This is a genomic window from Aminobacter sp. 01T433 (assembly GCF_056398585.1).
Genome location: NZ_JBFTPR010000004.1, coordinates 44,269 through 60,843 on the forward strand (window position 1 = coordinate 44,269; position 16,575 = coordinate 60,843).

The window sequence follows — 16,575 nt, forward strand, 5'->3', positions numbered from 1 at the left end:
TTTCCCCAAGACACCGCATATCCCCTCCCAGTCTTCGCCGATCATGGTTGATAAACAGTTGATCGTGCTCGACAGCCTGAAAGATTTGCGTGAGGAATGACGGCAATTCCATGGCGGAAGCATGATCCCGGGGGTGGGGACGCAATGCGCGTAGCGGGCAGAATCCTCAAATGGCTGGTTAGTCTAGCCGTCCTGGCGGTTGCCGGTCTTTCCGTCTGGCTCTACTTTGCACCGCCTGATTTGATCCGTGTCGGCTCCGGCTATGCCGCCAAGATCGTTTGTTCCAACGTCTTTGTTGCCGGCCGCGACGCCAATCAGGTGCTTGCCGACGACGTCCAGGCGCCGGGGCATCCGTTGCTCAAACTGATGTCGGTCCATGTCGACCAGAGTGCCGGCACCGTGCGTGCCGGGTTGTTTGGCGTCTTTGGCAAAGGCCTCGCGGTTGTTCATGACGGGATGGGCTGCGCCAACGTGCCGGACGGCGATCTGAACGCCGCAGGACTTGGGGCCGTGCCGGCGGCACCCGCCGCCAATGGCGATGCTCTATGGCCGGAAGGCGAGCGCGTAGAGGCGTCGCAGGATCCTGCCATCAACGCCATTCTTGATGATGCGGCGCTGGCTGGGCCAGGCATGCGCGCCATCGTCGTCGTCCAGAACGGCAGGATTGTCGGCGAGCGCTATGGCGAGGGTTTCAGCGCTGCAACCCCACTGCTCGGCTGGTCGATGACCAAGACGGTGACGGCAGCGATCATCGGAACGCTGGTCGGCGAGGGCAAGATGTCGGTCGACAAGACCGCGCTGTTCGAGCCCTGGAAAAGCGACGGGCGTGCTGCGATCAGCCTTGCCGACCTGGTGGCGATGTCGAGCGGGCTCGAATTCAATGAGGATTATGGCGACGTTACCGATGTGACCCGCATGCTTTATCTCGAGCCTGATATGGCGAGCTTTGCCGCGGCCAAGCCTTTGGCGCATGAGGTCGGCAAGGTGTTTTCCTATTCCAGCGGCACGACGGTTTTGTTGTCGCGGCTGTGGCAGGATGCGGTGGGCGACCCCGCAAAGGCGCTGGCCTGGCCGCGCCAAAAACTGTTCGGCCCGCTTGGCATGACCAGTGCGGTGCTGGAGGCTGACGCGCGCGGCACCTTCGCCGGCTCGTCCTATCTCTATGCCACCGGCCATGACTGGGCGCGCTTCGGCCAGTTCCTGCTGCAGGACGGTGTGTGGAATGGCACGCGCATCCTGCCGGAAGGCTATGTCGGCTGGATGCGCGAAAAGGCGCCTGCATCGAATGGAACATACGGCCATGGCCAGCTCTGGCTGCGCGGGCCCGAAGGTGGCACGCCGCCGGGTGGAAATCCCGATGCCAGCTTTGATTTGCCGACTGACGCGTTCTGGATGCAGGGGCATGACGGGCAGACGGTGGCGATCGTGCCTTCGGCCAATCTGGTGGTCGTCAGGCTGGGCCTGACGCCATCGAAGCTGCACTACAAGCCGCAGGCCATGCTTGCGGCACTGGTTGCGGCGCTCAGATAGGTCCGCCAATGACGATAAGCCAGGCGTAGCCGCGATAAAGCGCGGTGAAGTGGAAGCCTTGTCCTGCCGCCTGGGCCTGGCGGGCGATTTCGCTGGCAAGGGTTTTGCGCGGGGTGACATGGAAACGCGCCAGCCAGCCTGTGAGCAAGCTGCGGAACCAGCCGGGCAGGCGCTCCTGCTGGCCGAAGTCGACGATGTGTACGGAACCGTTGGACGCTGCCAACGCGGCCGAAACCGAGCGTTCCCAGCTTGGGATCATCGACAGCGCATAGGAGATGAAGACACGGTCGAAGCTGGTTTTGCCGAACAGGGCTTCAGCATCGAATGCGGTTGCATCCGCCTGGGCCACGGTGATGCGGTCGGACAAACCCGCCTTGGCGATCGAGGCCCTGGCCGTCGCCAGCATCTCGGTGGAGATGTCGAGGCCGTGGAAATGCGCCTGGGGAAAGCGGCGGGCAGCGAGGATCAAATTGCGCCCTGTGCCGCAGCCAAGCTCCAGCACGGTTCCGCCGGCAGGCGGATCGAGCTCCGCGATCATGCGGTCGCGGCCGAGCAGGTAATATTTGCGCGTCAGGTCGTAGATGTGGCGCTGGTGCCGGTAGACGCGGTCCATCAGCCCGGAATGGCTGGCCAAAAGCTCCGGCGCGCTCATCAGGGCCTCTTCACATAGAGATGGAAGCCGCCATAGATCGCCGAGCGGTCGCGGGCGGTGAAATCGCGCGACTGGGCGTCTTCATAGCTCCACTGGTCGAGCAGAGCGGGCGAAAGCCTGCCTGGCAAAAGGCTAGGCTCGGCGGCGGTGCGGAAAATGACGCGGGCGCCAGGTGCGGCTGTCCGGGTGATTTCGCTCCACAGCGCGTTGAGCTGGGCGTCGCTCATCCAATCCTGCGCGTCGAGCAGGACGAAGCGGTCTGTCGTTGCGGCGTCCTTGCCGGCGAGGAATTCGGTGAAATTGGCGTGATGGATGCCGACACGGCCGATATTGCCGCGGATCGTCGCGTAGTTGGCCTGTTCGAGATAGGCGGGCAGGGCAGCTTCGCCCGGTTGAGGATAGCGCCGCGCGAAAGCCTGCCAGGCGAAATAGTTGTTTTTGAGCGGGAAATCGCAAGCGAGCTTTTCGAGGCGAGCCTTGAGCACGAAGGCCATGGAGCCGTCGCCAGAGGTCAAAAGCGAGTCGTATTGTGCTGGGGGAATGCCGAGGCCGAACAGCGAGGATTTGCGCGAGGTGACGAAGCGCAACATGCGGCGTTCGAAGACGGGTGCGATCTTCTCGTCGAAGAAGCGGCGCTGCTTGTGCTGGCTGCCGGTCGCCATGATGGCGGCGGGGTCGACACCGTAGAGTTTCGCCACCCGATGACCGGCGGCGATGAACAGGCCGAGCAGGCCGGTCTTGTAGAAATTGCCGTCGAAGGTGGAGATACGGCGTTTGCCGCGCCAGTTGCGGCTTTCCCAGTAGTGACGGCTCGATGGATCGAGATGCGGGGCGATGAAGCGGTCATAGGCGTGCGAATTGTGCTCGACGTTGGTTTCGCCGAAGAACCGAAACAGATCTGCCTGCGACGGCAGGTGGCGAACCGCTGCGAGCTTCATCTTGTTGAGCGCGATGTGCGCGCCGTTGAGGTCGACGGCATCAACGCGGGCAGGCGAGCGGGTGAGGTAGGCGAGGATGTTGCAGCCGCCTGACGCGATGGTGACGACCCTGTGGCCCTCGGCGAGCTGCATCGCCTCCATGTCGACATCGGGGTCTTCCCAGATCTGGGGGTAGACAAGACCGGAAAACAAAAGCGCAAAGAGCCGCTCGGACAGCCCCTGCTTGGAAAGGGCGCGGTTTTGATAGACCGCCTTGCCAACTTTCTTGCCGCGACGAAAGACAAGTTCTCCGGAAACGTCGGTCATGGAAATGCGATTCCCCGCTTCGTTGTTGGCGCAGCGGGTAGCGCATCGGCGTGACAGCGCGGTGACGCGGCGATGACGGCGACGCGACATGGCGCGCGGTCAGCTATGTGACAGCCAGACTCCGAACGTTATGAAACCGCTCGGCATCCCATGCATTTTCTCTCCGACAGCCTGCCTGGCGGGCCGTTTTGGAAAGGAACATGTTATGAAAAAGCTCATTCTCGCGTCTGTTTCTGCCATCGCTCTATTTGGCATTGCCGCCTGTAGCGACAGCAACACCGACAGCACCACCACCGAGAGCGTGAAACCGCCTGTTACCGAGCAGCCGGCGCCAGCCACCCCTGCGCCAGCAACGCCTCAGGCCGTGCCGCCGGCAACCGACAATTCGACGACCCAAAGCATTACGCCGACGCCTGAAACAGGCACGGGCGGCGACATGCAGAACCACGATGCGATGCAGCCGAAGCCGGCAGAGCCAGCGGCCCCGGCGCAGTAAGTTAGCGGGAGGAGGAAAGGCCGGAGCTCAGTCTCCGGCCTTTTTCCTTGGCTCAGCGCGCGACGCGGGCACGTCGGCCCAATGCGACGATGGCGATGACAGCGAGCGCGAAAAGCACGGTTTCGCCGCTGACATGCTCCTTCAGCAGGAAGGCCGAGATGGCGAGCGTGACGAAGGATTGCAGCAGCTGAACCTGGCTGACGCGGGCAATGCCGCCCATGCCAAGCCCGACATTCCAGGCAAAGAAGCCAAGGAACATCGAGCCGAAGCTCAGATACAGGAACGAGAAAGTCGCAGCACCCGATGCATTTGCGAATTCCGGGTGCCAGCTCCAGATCGCTCCGGGGATCGAGATCGGCGCGGTCAGGATCAGCGACCAGCAGATGACCTCCCAGCCGGGCATGTGGCGAGCGAGCTTCCCCGATACGACATAACCCAGGCTCGCGGACAAAGCGGCGAGGAACAAGAACATGTCGCCGGTTGTCAGGCTCATGCCATTGTCGCGCATGGCAAAGGCCACAACCAGGGCAGCACCTGCAACACCGCAGATCCAGAAGAATACCGAGGGCCGCTCACCGCCGATCAATGCTGCGAAGATGCTGGTCACCAGCGGCAGCACGCCGAGCACGACGCCGCCATGCGAGGCTGGCACGGTCTGCATGGCGATGGAGGAGAAGATCGGAAAGCCGAACACCAGTAGCAGCCCGGCGAGGAACAAAGCCGGCGCATCGTCCCTGGGCAAGCGCTTGCGCAGGATCAAAAGCAGCAGTGCGGCGGCAAGCGATGCGACCGCGGCGCGGCCATTCGTTACGAACCATGGCGAAAATGTCGTCAGCGCAACGCGCGTCGCCGGCAAGGTGCCGCCGAAGATGACAACGCCGAGCGTGCCAAGGGCAAGGCCGATGGTTTCGCGGGAAAACGTCTTTGCCGGGTGGGTGGTGTTGCGCGCGTCCATGGCGCAATTCGATAACGGGACTTTGCTTTTTCGTCGTGCACTTTCCTTTGGTCCAGTTTTTTGGTCCAGATGCACGTGTTGCCGACAAAGTTACCCTTATGCGCAAAGTCATCTCGCATTTGCGAATGTTTCATCCTAAGAAGCGGCCATGTCGATTTGGGACCGTCTCGGCGACTTCATCGCGCGTATCTCGGCTTCGGCGGCAAACGGCGTCGCCGATGTCGTGGAGGCCGTCCGCACCATCTTTTCAGGCGATGCCGAGCTGCGTCGCCGCGTTGCCTTTTCGGTGGCGATGATCGCGCTTTCGGCCAAGATGGCCAAAGCCGACGGCGTGGTGTCCCAGGACGAGGTTCGCGCCTTCTACGAGATTTTTGCCGTTCCGCCCGAGCACGCGCGGGATGTGGCGCGCCTCTACGATATCGCCCAGAAGGATGCCGCCGGCTTCGAGTTCTATGCCGAGCGCATGGCGCGGCTGTGCGGCTCGGGGCACGCCAATTGCGGCATGCTCGAGGATATTCTCGACGGTTTGTTCCATATCGCCAAGGCGGACGGGATGCTGCACCAGCGCGAAAGCACCTTCCTGCACCGCGTGTCCGAGATATTCCGCATCGAGGAAAACCACTACCAGACGATCCTGGCGCGCCACCTCGACCTTGGCGAGGCTGACCCTTATCGCGTGCTCGGCATCGAGCGCGGCAGGTCGTTTGAAGATGTGCGCAAGCACTATCGCAAGCTTGTCGCCAGCAACCATCCCGATAAGCTGATTGCGCGTGGCCTGCCGGAGGAGTTTATCAGGATCGCGACGACACGCATCGCTGCCATCAACGCGGCCTACGAGATGATCGAAAGGGGATTGCGGCACGCATGAGCGGTTTTCAGCCCGACCACCCGCATGCCGAGGTACGGCTTTCGCCCAATTTCGGGCCGCGGAAGGATGGGATGACGCCCGACACGATCGTGCTGCACTACACCGGCATGGCAACGGGCGAGGGCGCCGAAGCCTGGCTGTGCAATCCGGTGAGCGAAGTTTCGTCGCACTATCTGGTGCACGAGGATGGCCGCATCGTGCAGATGGTGCGCGAAGGCGACCGCGCCTGGCATGCCGGCAAAAGCTCCTGGCGCGGCCAGACCGACATAAATTCCTGCTCCATCGGCATCGAGATCGTCAATCCTGGCCACGCGCTTGGTTATCGTTCCTTTCCCATGCGCCAGATGGAAGCCGTGATTGCGCTCTGTCTCGGCATCATCGAGCGCCATGATGTGTCGCCCGAACGTGTTCTGGCGCACTCGGATGTCGCCTTGGGACGCAAAGTTGACCCAGGCGAGAGGTTTTCCTGGAAGATGCTGCATGAAGCCGGCGTAGGTCATTGGGTCGCACCGACGCCGCGTAATGGGCACACGATATTGCAACCGGGCGATACCGGTCCCGCCGTGGAGGAACTGCAGTCGATGCTGGCGCTCTATGGCTACGGCGTCGAGATCACAGGCCGTTTCGATGCCCAGACAGCGATAACTATCCAAGCTTTTCAACGACATTTCCGCACGAGCAGCGTCAATGGCGTGGCGGATGCCTCGACATTTTCGACCTTGCGCCGACTGCTTTCATCGCTTCCGGGAAGTCTTGACTAGCTCAGGTGGCTGATTCGCAAGATTACAACCTGTCACGCTTTGTGACTTGGCTGGTCATTTTTCACGCCAGTTCCCCCTGCAAATGCATCTTTGTGCAAGGCGCCGGATAAATCCTGCCAATGCCCCGAAGAGGGCCCCCGGCGTCAGGAAGGGATGCTGCGCGTTGTTTTCGCGCGGCCTATTCGAGAACAAGGATAATATGAAGAATCTGACCGTTGTTGCGGTGGCATTAGCCGCCGGCCTGACTTCTTTTGCCGCTCACGCCCAAGAGGGTGCTGTTCGGGCCTCCCAGGCGATCATCGAAGCCACCACAAAAGCCAAAATGAACAAGGCTGCCGACGATTGCCCCTACCTCTTCTGCAGCAGCTCCAAGAAGGAAGCTGCCGTCGACGATTTCAAAACCGCCTCGATCGGCGCCAAGGGCGCCAAGACAGTGAAAGACCAGGCGGAAAAAGCCGCCAAGGCCACCAAGACAAGCGCGCCTTACGGTGAAATCGTCGCGCGCTATGCTTCGTCATACGGCGTTCCCGTTTCGCTTGCCCATGCTGTGATCAGCGTCGAAAGCAATTATCGTCCGAACACGACTGGCCGGGCTGGCGAAATCGGCCTGATGCAGATCAAGCCGGCGACCGCACGCATGATGGGCTATTCCGGCTCGGCGAAGGGTCTCTTCAATCCCGAGACCAACATCAAGTTCGGCATGAAGTACCTCGCCAAGGCCCACGAGCTTAGCGGTGGCACGACCTGCGGCACGATCCTCAAATACAACGCCGGCCATGGCGCCAAGCGCATGAACCCGACGTCTGCCGCCTATTGCAAGAAAGTGCAGGCTCGTATCGGCCGTTAACGCACGCGACAGAATGGTTCCTCAGGAAGGCGAATGTTTTCGTTTGCCTTTTGCCTTGCGAACCATTCTATACGCCTTGCCAGCTGGCCGGGCGGCCGCACCTGCAATTGCCGAAAGGTAGTGGGTGAGGAAAGTCCGGGCTCCATGGATACACGGTGCCGGTTAATGGCCGGCGGGGGCGACCCCAGGGAAAGTGCCACAGAAAGCAAACCGCCGCGGTTTCCGCGGTAAGGGTGAAAGGGTGGGGTAAGAGCCCACCGCGCGACTGGCAACAGGAGCGGCACGGTAAACCCCACCGGGAGCAAAACCGAATAGGGGTGGTATGAGGGGCAACCCTCAGGGCTGTTTCCGGCTCACCGCCCGGGTAGGTTGCGTGAGGCGCATGGCAACATGCGTCCAAGATGAATGGTCGCCACGTTCCCGCACCGCAAGGCGCGGGGGCCATACAGAACCCGGCTTATAGGCCAGCTGGCGCTGCCTTTTGCCCATGTCTTCAGTGTCTTGCGGCGATCTTTGCGCGTCGTGATTCAAGGCGCGGGGATTGCGCGGCTGTAGATGCATCTGCTGAATTCTTGAAGATGGTGCGATTTGATCGTACCATCTTGCAAACAGGAGCCGCAGCCATGGGCCATGTCGACAAACGCAGCATCACGCTGTCGCCCGAACTCGCCGCCGCCGTCGATGGTGCGGTCGATGCGGGTGAATATGCGTCCGCAAGCGAAGTGATCCGCGACGCGTTGCGACTGTGGAAAGAGCGTCGCGATCTTTTTGGCTACACCGTCGAGGAACTGCGCGCGCTGATCCAGGAAGGCATCGACAGCGGGCCGGGGCAGTTCGACACTATGGAGCAGCTCAAGGCCGAAGCGCGCAAGCGGCTTGCACAAGCAGGTCATTGAGGCCAAGGCGTGCGCGTCAGGAGAACTGCCAGGGCCGAAGAAGACCTGATCGAAATTTGGTGCTACGTCGCCGCTTACAATGAGGGCGCCGCAGACCGTCTGCTTGATCGCTTCGAGCAGCGATGGAACGGCCTTTTATCGTATCCGCATTTTGGGCAAGGCCTGTCCCGACATTGCTGAAGGCGCCAGAGTCCTCGGAGAAGGCGAATACCTTATTTACTACCGTGTTGCAGGCGGCGACATTGTCATCCTCCGCGTTCTGCATGGCCAGCGAAGCATCAGCGGCGAGGACGTCGCTTCGTAGGCGTTCAAGCGACGATCCTGTCCAGCGACGCCTTGATCGCCTGCCACAGTTCCTCTACCGGCTCGCAGCCGACTGAAAGCCTGACGAAGCCTGGCGGTACGGCATCGCCGCGGCGGGTGCGCCGTTCGGCAACAGTGTGGACGCCGCCAAAGGATGTGGCGGCATGCATCAGCTCGCAACCGTTGATGAAATCCTCCGCCTTGTCTTCCGAAGCCACCACGAAGCTGATGAGAAAGCCGAAGCGTTCCATCTGGGCGCGCGCCAGATTGTGCGATGGGTCTCCTTCCAGGCCGGGGAAACGGATCGAGCGGATCGCCGGATGAGCCTTCAGCCTTGGGGCGATGATCTCAGCCGAGGCGCACATGCGGTCGAAACGCAGTTCGAGCGTTTCCAGGCCGCGATGGACGAGCCATGCCTCAAATGGACCGGGAATGCCGCCGGCGGTCTGGCGCCAGTCGGCGACGGCGGTCATGATTTCGGCGTTGCGGCTGGCGACATGGCCGAACAGCACATCCGAGTGGCCGTTGGGGGCCTTGGTGTCGGCGGCAACGACGATGTCGGCGCCGAGATCGAGCGGGCGCTGGCCAAAGGGCGTCATTGTGGTGTTGTCGGCGACAAGCAGGCCGCCGGCCTTGTGAACGGCCTCAGCCACAGCGGTGATATCGCAGATGTCGAGCGTCGGATTGGACGGGCTTTCGACAAAGACGAGGCGATAGCCGTCGAAGCCGCCGTCGAGGAACGATGATGTCGGCCTGACGTCGCAAGCCACGCCGAACGCGCCGAGGAAGCGGTCCGCCAGGATCCTGGTGGTGTGGTAGCCGTCGGAAGGCAGCAAGATGCGGTCGCCCGATTTGAGCAAGGCGAAAAACACGGCCGAGATCGCGCCCATGCCGGACGGAAATGCCAAGCATGGCGCGTCTTCCAGATGCCCGAGCATCTCTTCCACGGCATCCCATGTCGGGTTGGAGAAACGGCCATATTGGTTGAAGCCGGTGGCGTCACCTGGAGCATGAAAAATCGCAGCCATCGTCAAGGGCAAGGGGATGGGGTCGCCGACGGAAAGCGTGGCACTGCGCAGGTGGGCGAGCGAGGCGGCGCGGGAGTTGGATGCGTTCGTCATGGTTGGGGGCTTTCCGGGCAGGGACCTTCACAGCGACGCTAAGGCGACTGACGCACCCGGGCAAGGGTGCTGGGCGCGCTGGGCCAGTTGATAACCCTTCGTTAGCCTTAATGGATCATAAAAAACGGGACGCCGCGAAAGGGCCCAAAAGGCTGGTCGTGGTGTCCCAGTGTACCCTGTTCCCGTTGACGCCCATATCACCCCATGTTATCCCAAATCGGTAACCATGATTTCGTTCCAGTAGAGGGTGAGGCGTTCGCTGATCCGGTAGCCGCGGCGGCTTCGGGTGGCGATGCGTTGTCGATCGACGGAGGCAGTCTGGGATTGCGCCGGGCCATTGGGGCGCGGACGACGATGAGGGGCGCGGCCGCGAAAGTGGCCGGATCAGACGATGGATCGGTTTCTGTCAAATGCGGTCAACAGGATCGATGCGAAGGGACGGGTCTCCGTTCCGGCGCATTTCCGTGCCGTATTGCAGAAGCGCGGCTACACGGAGCTCTATGCGCTGAGGGCGCTCGATGTTCCAGCACTGGATGTCGGTGGGCTCGACCTGCTCGACCGCTACGAACAGCGCATCGCGCAAGAAGATCCGTTCCTGCAGACGGCGGACGACATGTCCTTTTTCATCCATGGCGACAGCACCTTCCTGAAGCTCGACCAGGACGGGCGCATCTCGGTCTCGGATTTCCTGCGCGAGCATACCGGGATCACCACGGACGTGGCCTTTGTCGGGCGTGGACAGTTTTTTCAGATGTGGGAGCCGGAGCGGCTGCGCGCCCACGGCGCGGAAGTCCGGACGCGGCTCTTGAAGCTTCGGCAGGGGACGAAGCCTGGGGAGCGACCGGAATGATGGCGGCTCACGGCAATGATCATGAGGGCGGCCAGGCCCGCCACATCCCGGTTCTCCTCGCCGAGGTCTTGACTGCGCTCAATCCGCAGCCGGGCGACGTGATCGTCGATGGCACTTTCGGGGCTGGCGGCTACACCAAGGCCATCCTGGCAACTGGTGCGTCGGTGGTGGCGATCGACCGCGATCCGGACGCCATTGCTGCCGGGCGCGAACTTGAAGCGCAATCGGGCGGCAAGTTGCGCTTGGTTCAAGCGCCGTTCTCCAGCCTTGACGAACATGTCGAGCTGGCAGACGGCGTCGTGCTCGACATTGGCGTGTCCTCCATGCAGCTTGACCAGGCCGAGCGGGGCTTCTCGTTCCGTACCGACGGTCCGCTCGACATGCGCATGGCCAAGGCTGGCGCCAGTGCCGCCGATATCGTCAATCGCTTCAAGACGGGCGATCTGGCGCGTATCTTTGGTTTCCTCGGTGAAGAGCGCCATGCCGGGCGCATTGCCCGCATGATTGAAAGCCGCCGCGAAAAGCGTCCTTTCGAACGCACGCTCGATCTGGCCGATGCCATCGAGACCCATATCGGCCGCGCGCCCAAGGACAAGATTCATCCGGCGACGCGCGTGTTCCAGGCGCTGCGCATTTACGTCAACGACGAGCTTGGCGAGCTGGCGCGCGCGCTGTTTGCAGCCGAACGCGCGCTCAAGCCCGGTGGGCGGCTTGTCGTCGTCACCTTCCATTCGCTGGAAGACAGGATCGTCAAGCGTTTCATCACTGACCGGTCGTCCAGCCCGTCGCGCTCGCGCTACATGCCCGAACTCGAAACCATCGTCACGACTTTCGACAAGGCGGGCGGTGCGGTCGGGCCAAGTGACGCCGAGACGGCCATCAACCCGCGTTCGCGCTCGGCCAAGCTGCGGGCGGCTGTGCGCACCGCGGCTGCCCCGCGCGGCGAAGACTTTTCCATTTTCGGACTTCCGAAGCTTCCCGACGTCAGTCAGTCGGGAGAAAGGTGAGCCAATGTTCCGCACCAGTGACATCGTGCTGATCGCCGTCATGGTTGGCGCCGCGGCATTCACCTACAAGACCAAGGACGAGGCCGAAAACCAGCTCAAGGCCGTCAACAAGATCGAGGCGCAGATCCGTTTCGAGGAAGACACGATCGATCTTTTGAAAGCCGACTGGAGCCTGCTCACCCAGCCCTCGCGTCTGCAGAAGCTATCGCAGGCCTACGAGTCCGAGCTCAAGCTTCAGCCACTGGATGCCCGCCAGATCGTCGGTCTCAATGAACTGCCTGTGCGGCCGCTGACGATCGAAGACATCACCAAAGAGCGTTTCGGCGGTGTTGCCGAAGCTGCCCCGGACCAGACCGTGACTGGAGGGATTGCCCGATGATCGGCTGGTTCGGCAAGAAACGCGGCAATAGCGAAGGCAAGGGAACGTCGATCGTCGTCGACAGCGCGCGCAAGGCGAATGGCGGGCGCACGCGCAACCGCGTCGTCATGACCATGGCGGTGTTCTTCGGCATCTATGCGACGATTGCCGGACGCCTCGTCTATCTCGGCATGCTGGACCCCGAAATGTCGAGCGGGCCTGAATCGCGTGTCACCGCCTCGCGTCCCGACATCGTCGACCGCAATGGCGAGGTGCTGGCCACCGACATCAAGACGGCTTCGCTGTTTGCCGAGCCACGTCGCATCGTCGACGCCGACGAGGCGATCGAGAAACTGTCGACCGTGCTGCCCGATATCGAGGTCGAACAGACCTATCTCAAGCTCAAGAGTGGTACCGGATTTGTCTGGCTCAAGCGCCAGCTGACGCCCAAGCAGCAGGCCGAGATCATGCAGCTGGGTATTCCCGGCATCGGTTTTCGGACCGAAAAGCGCCGCTTCTACCCCAGTGGCGAGACGACTTCGTACATCGTCGGCCTGACCAACATCGACAACAAGGGCATTTCTGGCCTTGAGAAGTATATCGACGACCAGGGGCTTGCCGACCTGCAGGCCTCGGGGCTGGCGATCGCCAAGGACCTCAAGCCGGTCAAGCTTTCCATCGACCTGCGCGTCCAGCACATCGTGCGCGACGAGATCCAGTCGGCGATGGAACAACATCGCGCGCTGGCGGCCGGTGCGGTGGTGATCAACGTCAAGACCGGCGAAATCCTTGGTATGGGCTCGGTGCCGGACTTTGATCCGAACAATCCGTTCAATGCTCAAGACAAGGACCGGATGAACCGGATGTCGGCGGGACTGTTCGAGATGGGCTCGACCATCAAGAGCTTCACCACCGCGATGGCGCTGGATTCGGGCAAGATGACGCTCAACAGCACCGTCGATGCCAGCCGCCCGCTTACCATCGGTCGCCAGACTATCCGTGACTTCCACGGCAAGGGTCGTGTGCTGACGGTGCCGGAAGTGTTCATCTATTCGTCCAACATCGGTTCGGCCAAAGAGGCTGACGTTGTCGGGATCGAGGGGCACCGCGAATTCCTCAAGCGCCTTGGCCTGCTCGACCGCTTGCAAACCGAACTTCCTGAATCAGCGCGTCCCACCGAACCGAAGGTCTGGAAGAAGGTGCACTCGATCACCGCCGCGTTTGGACACGGGTTCTCGACAACGCCGCTGCAGACGGCGGCCGGCGCGGTTGCGCTGATGAACGGCGGCCGCTACATGACGCCGACCTTCCTGCCGCGAACCTTGGAAGAGGCAATCGCTGTCTCAAAGCAGGTGGTAAGCGAGAAGACCAGCGAAGATATGCGCTATCTGTACAACCTGAACGCGACGGCGCCAGGCGGTTCCGGCAAGCGCGCCACGGTTCCCGGCTATCGCGTTGGCGGCAAGACCGGTACGGCTGAAAAAGTTGTCAACGGGCGCTACTCGAAGGAGAAGAACTTCAACGCCTTCATAGCCGCCTTCCCGATGGACGATCCGCAGTATCTGGTGCTGACCATCATCGACGAGCCGAAAAAGGAAGGCTCGACCCGTTCGGCCACAGCCGGCTTCACCGCAGCGCCGATGGTCGCCAACATTATACGGCGCTCGGCACCTCTGCTTGGCGTCAAGCCAGAATTCGGCCAAGAAGTTGGGGCAACGCTGGCCTCCTACCCTTGATTCTAGAGGCGCGCCGTGGTGGCGCGCCACTTTGTATGTAGCGAACGGAACTCGATGAAACTATTTGACCTTGCCGGTATCCTGCCCGTCGATGGGGTTCTGCCCAGAGATGTCGAGGTGAGCGGGGTTTCTTCGGATTCACGGCAGGTGAATGCCGGAACCGTCTTCTTTGCCGTTTCCGGCAGCAAGGCCGATGGCGCGGCTTACGCCGGCGACGCGGCCAAGCGGGGCGCGGTGGCTGTTGTGGCGGCCAAAGGTGCGGACCTTGCTTCGGTTGGCGTTCCAGTCATTTCGGTTGATGATCCGCGCCAGGCATTGGCGCTCACCGCAGCCAAGTTCTATGGCCGCCAGCCCGAGACCATGGTTGCCGTCACCGGCACCAGCGGCAAGACTTCGGTCGCAGCCTTTACCCGACAGATATGGAAGCATGCCGGTTATGCCGCGGCCAGCATCGGCACGACCGGCGTCGTTGCGCCCGGGCGCAACGAATACGGCCAGCTGACGACGCCGGACCCGGTGGCGCTGCACAAACTTCTGGCCGAACTGGCCGATGCAGGCGTGACCCATGCTTCGATGGAGGCGTCGAGCCATGGCCTCGACCAGCGTCGCCTCGACGGCGTGCGCCTGGCAGCCGGCGGCTTCACCAATCTCGGCCGCGACCACATGGATTACCATCCGACGGTCGAGGATTATCACCGCGCCAAGCTGCGCCTGTTCGACACGCTTTTGCCCAAGGGCGCGCCAGCAGTCATCTTCTCCGACGATCCGTGGTCTGAGCCGACCATCAATGCCGCGCGTGCTTCAGGTCTCAATGTGTTGACTGTCGGCCGTAGCGGCCAGTTCCTCGCCCTCAAGCGGGTCGAGCACGAACGCCACCGGCAGCGCGCCGAAATCGAATGCGGCGGAGTGATCTATGAGATCGACCTGCCGCTCGCCGGCGATTTCCAGGTTTCCAACTCGCTCGTCGCTGCCGGCCTTGCGATTGCAACTGGCACGGATGTCGCCAAGGCGCTTGCGGCGCTTGAACATCTCGAAGGTGCGCCCGGCCGTCTCGATCTTGTCGGCACCAAGGCGAACGGCGCGCCAGTCTATGTCGACTATGCCCACAAGCCTGACGCGCTGGAAAACGTGCTGGCAGCCGTGAGGCCGTTCACCACGGGGCGCGTCATTGTCGTGTTCGGCTGTGGCGGCGACCGCGACCGGGGCAAACGGCCGATCATGGGCGAAATCGCCGCCCGTCTGGCCGATGTCACCATCGTCACCGACGACAATCCGCGCTCGGAGTCGCCTGCAACCATCCGCGCGGCGATTATGGCAGCAGCCCCGGGAGCCACTGAGATCAGCGACCGCCGGGAGGCCATCCAGGAGGCGGTCGGCATGCTGCATGCGGGCGATACGCTGATTGTTGCCGGCAAGGGCCACGAAGTGGGCCAGACCATCGGCAGCGAGACGCTGCATTTCTCCGACCATGAGGAAGTCCGCAAGGCGCTTGCCGGAGCAACGGCATGAGCCTTCTGTGGACCTCCGACGCTCTTGTTGAGGCAACAGATGGTCGCCCGCTCGGCCAGATGCCCGAAGGCATCACTGGAATTTCCATCGACAGCCGCAGCCTGAAGCCCGGCGAAGCGTTTTTCGCCATCAAGGGCGATGCGATGGACGGCCACGACTTCGCTACTGCTGCCATCAAGGCTGGTGCTGGCCTGCTTGTCGTTGCCGAAGGTAAGCTGCCGGCGCTTGGGCGTCTGAGCGCGCCGATGATCGTTGTGCCCGACGTGCTTGCGGCACTTGAAAAGGTTGGCATAGCGGCGCGGGCCCGGTCGCGGGCGCGCATCATCGCCGTCACCGGATCAGTCGGAAAGACCTCGACCAAGGAAGCGCTGCGCCACGCTTTGTCGTCCGTCGGCAAGGTGCATGCGTCGGCCGCTTCGTTCAACAACCATTGGGGCGTGCCGCTGACGCTGGCGCGGATGCCCGAGGATTGCGACTACGCCGTTTTCGAGATCGGCATGAACCACCCAGGCGAGATCAGCCCGCTGGTGCGCATGGTGCGCCCGCATATCGCGGTCTTGACCCTGATCGCTGCTGCTCATCTCGGCTTCTTCCGCAGTCTCGATGAGATCGCCAGGGCCAAGGCCGAGATATTCGAAGGCGTCGAGCCGGGTGGGGCGGTGCTGCTCAACCGCGATGACGGCCGTTTCAAGCTGCTCGAAAAATTCGCCCGCTCAGCCGGCATCGACAATGTGATGAGCTATGGCGAAAATGCCCGCTCCAATTTCCGGCTGCTGAAATGCACGCTCGAAGCCGATCATTCGATGATCGTGGCGCGTATTGGCGGCCGCGATGTGCCGGCCCGTATCGGTGCGCCGGGACGCCACATCGTCCAGAACGCGCTCGCCGTGCTGGGTGCTGCCCATCTCTGTGGCGCCGATGTTCCGACCGTTGCCATAGCACTCGCGTCCATGACGGCGGAGAGCGGCCGCGGGCAGCGCCATATCCTGCAGCTTCCGAACGGGCCTATCACGCTGATCGACGAAAGCTACAACGCCAATCCAGCTTCGATGAAGGCGGCGATCGAGCTGCTCGACGCCACACCGATCTATGGTGCAGGCCGACGCATCGCCGTTCTCGGCGACATGCTGGAGCTTGGCAGCCATTCGGCCAAGCTGCATGCAGCACTCGCCGATCTGATCGGCTCAACCCGGACCGACATGGTTCTGATGGCCGGGCCGGAAATGAAGGCACTTGCCGATACGCTGCCTGAGGGGTTCAGGGCCGAGTATCGTACTGGCGTCGAGGAGCTGAAAACTGTCTTGATGAAGACGATTCAGCCCGGCGACGCCGTCATGATCAAGTCTTCGAAAGGCATCGGCTTTTCCAGACTGGTTGACGCGCTCATCAAGACATTCCCGGCGCATGCCGGCAACACCACACCGACCTGACGGGGTCTCGGG

At 62.2% G+C, this 16,575-nt stretch carries 18 protein-coding genes and 1 other RNA gene; 15 read left to right on the plus strand and 4 right to left on the minus strand.

Annotated features, from left to right (window positions below; translation table 11 throughout):
* The first annotated feature begins 144 nt into the window (after positions 1-144).
* A complete protein-coding gene (locus AC1DLV_RS07565; protein WP_476798951.1) occupies positions 145-1,530 on the plus strand; it encodes a serine hydrolase domain-containing protein in 1,386 nt (461 codons plus the stop codon).
* Here AC1DLV_RS07565 and AC1DLV_RS07570 read toward each other — a convergent pair.
* Both AC1DLV_RS07570 and AC1DLV_RS07575 read right to left on the minus strand, forming a co-directional pair.
* Complete coding sequence (locus AC1DLV_RS07570; RefSeq protein ID WP_476798952.1) at positions 1,523-2,182, minus strand: class I SAM-dependent methyltransferase; 660 nt, start codon at positions 2,180-2,182, stop codon at positions 1,523-1,525. The two genes, AC1DLV_RS07565 and AC1DLV_RS07570, sit on opposite strands and share 8 nt — an antisense overlap.
* Positions 2,182-3,426: a BtaA family protein gene (locus AC1DLV_RS07575; protein ID WP_476798953.1), complete on the minus strand. Its 1,245-nt coding sequence runs from the start codon at positions 3,424-3,426 to the stop codon at positions 2,182-2,184. Before AC1DLV_RS07575 ends, AC1DLV_RS07570 begins: the two co-directional genes overlap by 1 nt.
* 205 nt (positions 3,427-3,631) lie before the next feature.
* Between AC1DLV_RS07575 and AC1DLV_RS07580 the strand changes: the two genes are divergently transcribed.
* Positions 3,632-3,922 carry a hypothetical protein gene (locus tag AC1DLV_RS07580; protein WP_476798954.1) on the plus strand — a complete coding sequence of 97 codons (291 nt, stop codon included), beginning with the start codon at positions 3,632-3,634 and terminating at the stop codon, positions 3,920-3,922.
* Positions 3,923-3,974: 52 nt separating this feature from the next.
* On the opposite strand, the gene AC1DLV_RS07585 is transcribed toward AC1DLV_RS07580, so the two are convergent.
* Complete coding sequence (locus AC1DLV_RS07585; RefSeq protein WP_476798955.1) at positions 3,975-4,877, minus strand: DMT family transporter; 903 nt, start codon at positions 4,875-4,877, stop codon at positions 3,975-3,977.
* A gap of 148 nt (positions 4,878-5,025) precedes the next feature.
* Here AC1DLV_RS07585 and AC1DLV_RS07590 point away from each other — a divergent pair, with 148 nt between their 5' ends.
* The 7 genes from AC1DLV_RS07590 (at position 5,026) to AC1DLV_RS07620 (ending at position 8,553) form a co-directional block, all read left to right on the plus strand.
* Positions 5,026-5,745 (plus strand): TerB family tellurite resistance protein, encoded by a 720-nt coding sequence (locus AC1DLV_RS07590; protein WP_476798956.1) that lies wholly within the window; start codon positions 5,026-5,028, stop codon positions 5,743-5,745.
* On the plus strand, positions 5,742-6,506 hold the full coding sequence (locus tag AC1DLV_RS07595) for a peptidoglycan recognition protein family protein (protein WP_476798957.1): 765 nt from the start codon (positions 5,742-5,744) through the stop codon (positions 6,504-6,506). The genes AC1DLV_RS07590 and AC1DLV_RS07595 overlap by 4 nt, the downstream gene beginning before the upstream one ends.
* A gap of 199 nt (positions 6,507-6,705) precedes the next feature.
* Positions 6,706-7,353: a lytic transglycosylase domain-containing protein gene (locus tag AC1DLV_RS07600; RefSeq protein WP_476798958.1), complete on the plus strand. Its 648-nt coding sequence runs from the start codon at positions 6,706-6,708 to the stop codon at positions 7,351-7,353.
* Positions 7,354-7,432: 79 nt separating this feature from the next.
* An RNA gene (gene rnpB / locus AC1DLV_RS07605) (RNase P RNA component class A) lies at positions 7,433-7,829 on the plus strand.
* Positions 7,830-7,976: 147 nt separating this feature from the next.
* Positions 7,977-8,249 carry a type II toxin-antitoxin system ParD family antitoxin gene (locus tag AC1DLV_RS07610; RefSeq protein WP_476798959.1) on the plus strand — a complete coding sequence of 91 codons (273 nt, stop codon included), beginning with the start codon at positions 7,977-7,979 and terminating at the stop codon, positions 8,247-8,249.
* Positions 8,250-8,258: 9 nt separating this feature from the next.
* Complete coding sequence (locus AC1DLV_RS07615; RefSeq protein WP_476798960.1) at positions 8,259-8,429, plus strand: type II toxin-antitoxin system RelE/ParE family toxin; 171 nt, start codon at positions 8,259-8,261, stop codon at positions 8,427-8,429.
* A complete protein-coding gene (locus AC1DLV_RS07620) occupies positions 8,353-8,553 on the plus strand; it encodes a type II toxin-antitoxin system RelE/ParE family toxin (protein WP_476798961.1) in 201 nt (66 codons plus the stop codon). The genes AC1DLV_RS07615 and AC1DLV_RS07620 overlap by 77 nt, the downstream gene beginning before the upstream one ends.
* Positions 8,554-8,557: 4 nt before the next feature.
* Here AC1DLV_RS07620 and AC1DLV_RS07625 read toward each other — a convergent pair whose 3' ends face one another.
* Positions 8,558-9,673 carry a cystathionine gamma-lyase gene (locus AC1DLV_RS07625; RefSeq protein WP_476798962.1) on the minus strand — a complete coding sequence of 372 codons (1,116 nt, stop codon included), beginning with the start codon at positions 9,671-9,673 and terminating at the stop codon, positions 8,558-8,560.
* A 391-nt stretch (positions 9,674-10,064) separates the two neighbouring features.
* Here AC1DLV_RS07625 and mraZ point away from each other — a divergent pair, with 391 nt between their 5' ends.
* The 6 genes from mraZ to AC1DLV_RS07655 are packed head-to-tail and all read left to right on the plus strand — an operon-like array spanning position 10,065 to position 16,563.
* Complete coding sequence (mraZ, locus tag AC1DLV_RS07630; protein WP_476798963.1) at positions 10,065-10,523, plus strand: division/cell wall cluster transcriptional repressor MraZ; 459 nt, start codon at positions 10,065-10,067, stop codon at positions 10,521-10,523.
* Positions 10,520-11,530 carry a 16S rRNA (cytosine(1402)-N(4))-methyltransferase RsmH gene (gene rsmH, locus AC1DLV_RS07635; protein WP_476798964.1) on the plus strand — a complete coding sequence of 337 codons (1,011 nt, stop codon included), beginning with the start codon at positions 10,520-10,522 and terminating at the stop codon, positions 11,528-11,530. The genes mraZ and rsmH overlap by 4 nt, the downstream gene beginning before the upstream one ends.
* Positions 11,531-11,534: 4 nt before the next feature.
* A complete protein-coding gene (gene ftsL, locus AC1DLV_RS07640) occupies positions 11,535-11,909 on the plus strand; it encodes a cell division protein FtsL (protein WP_476798965.1) in 375 nt (124 codons plus the stop codon).
* Positions 11,906-13,624, plus strand: coding sequence for a peptidoglycan D,D-transpeptidase FtsI family protein (locus AC1DLV_RS07645; protein ID WP_476836138.1), 1,719 nt, complete (start codon positions 11,906-11,908; stop codon positions 13,622-13,624). The genes ftsL and AC1DLV_RS07645 overlap by 4 nt, the downstream gene beginning before the upstream one ends.
* Positions 13,625-13,678: 54 nt before the next feature.
* Positions 13,679-15,133, plus strand: coding sequence for a UDP-N-acetylmuramoyl-L-alanyl-D-glutamate--2,6-diaminopimelate ligase (locus tag AC1DLV_RS07650; RefSeq protein WP_476798967.1), 1,455 nt, complete (start codon positions 13,679-13,681; stop codon positions 15,131-15,133).
* Positions 15,130-16,563 carry a UDP-N-acetylmuramoylalanyl-D-glutamyl-2,6-diaminopimelate--D-alanyl-D-alanine ligase gene (locus AC1DLV_RS07655; protein ID WP_476798968.1) on the plus strand — a complete coding sequence of 478 codons (1,434 nt, stop codon included), beginning with the start codon at positions 15,130-15,132 and terminating at the stop codon, positions 16,561-16,563. Before AC1DLV_RS07650 ends, AC1DLV_RS07655 begins: the two co-directional genes overlap by 4 nt.
* The last annotated feature ends 12 nt before the right edge of the window (positions 16,564-16,575 follow it).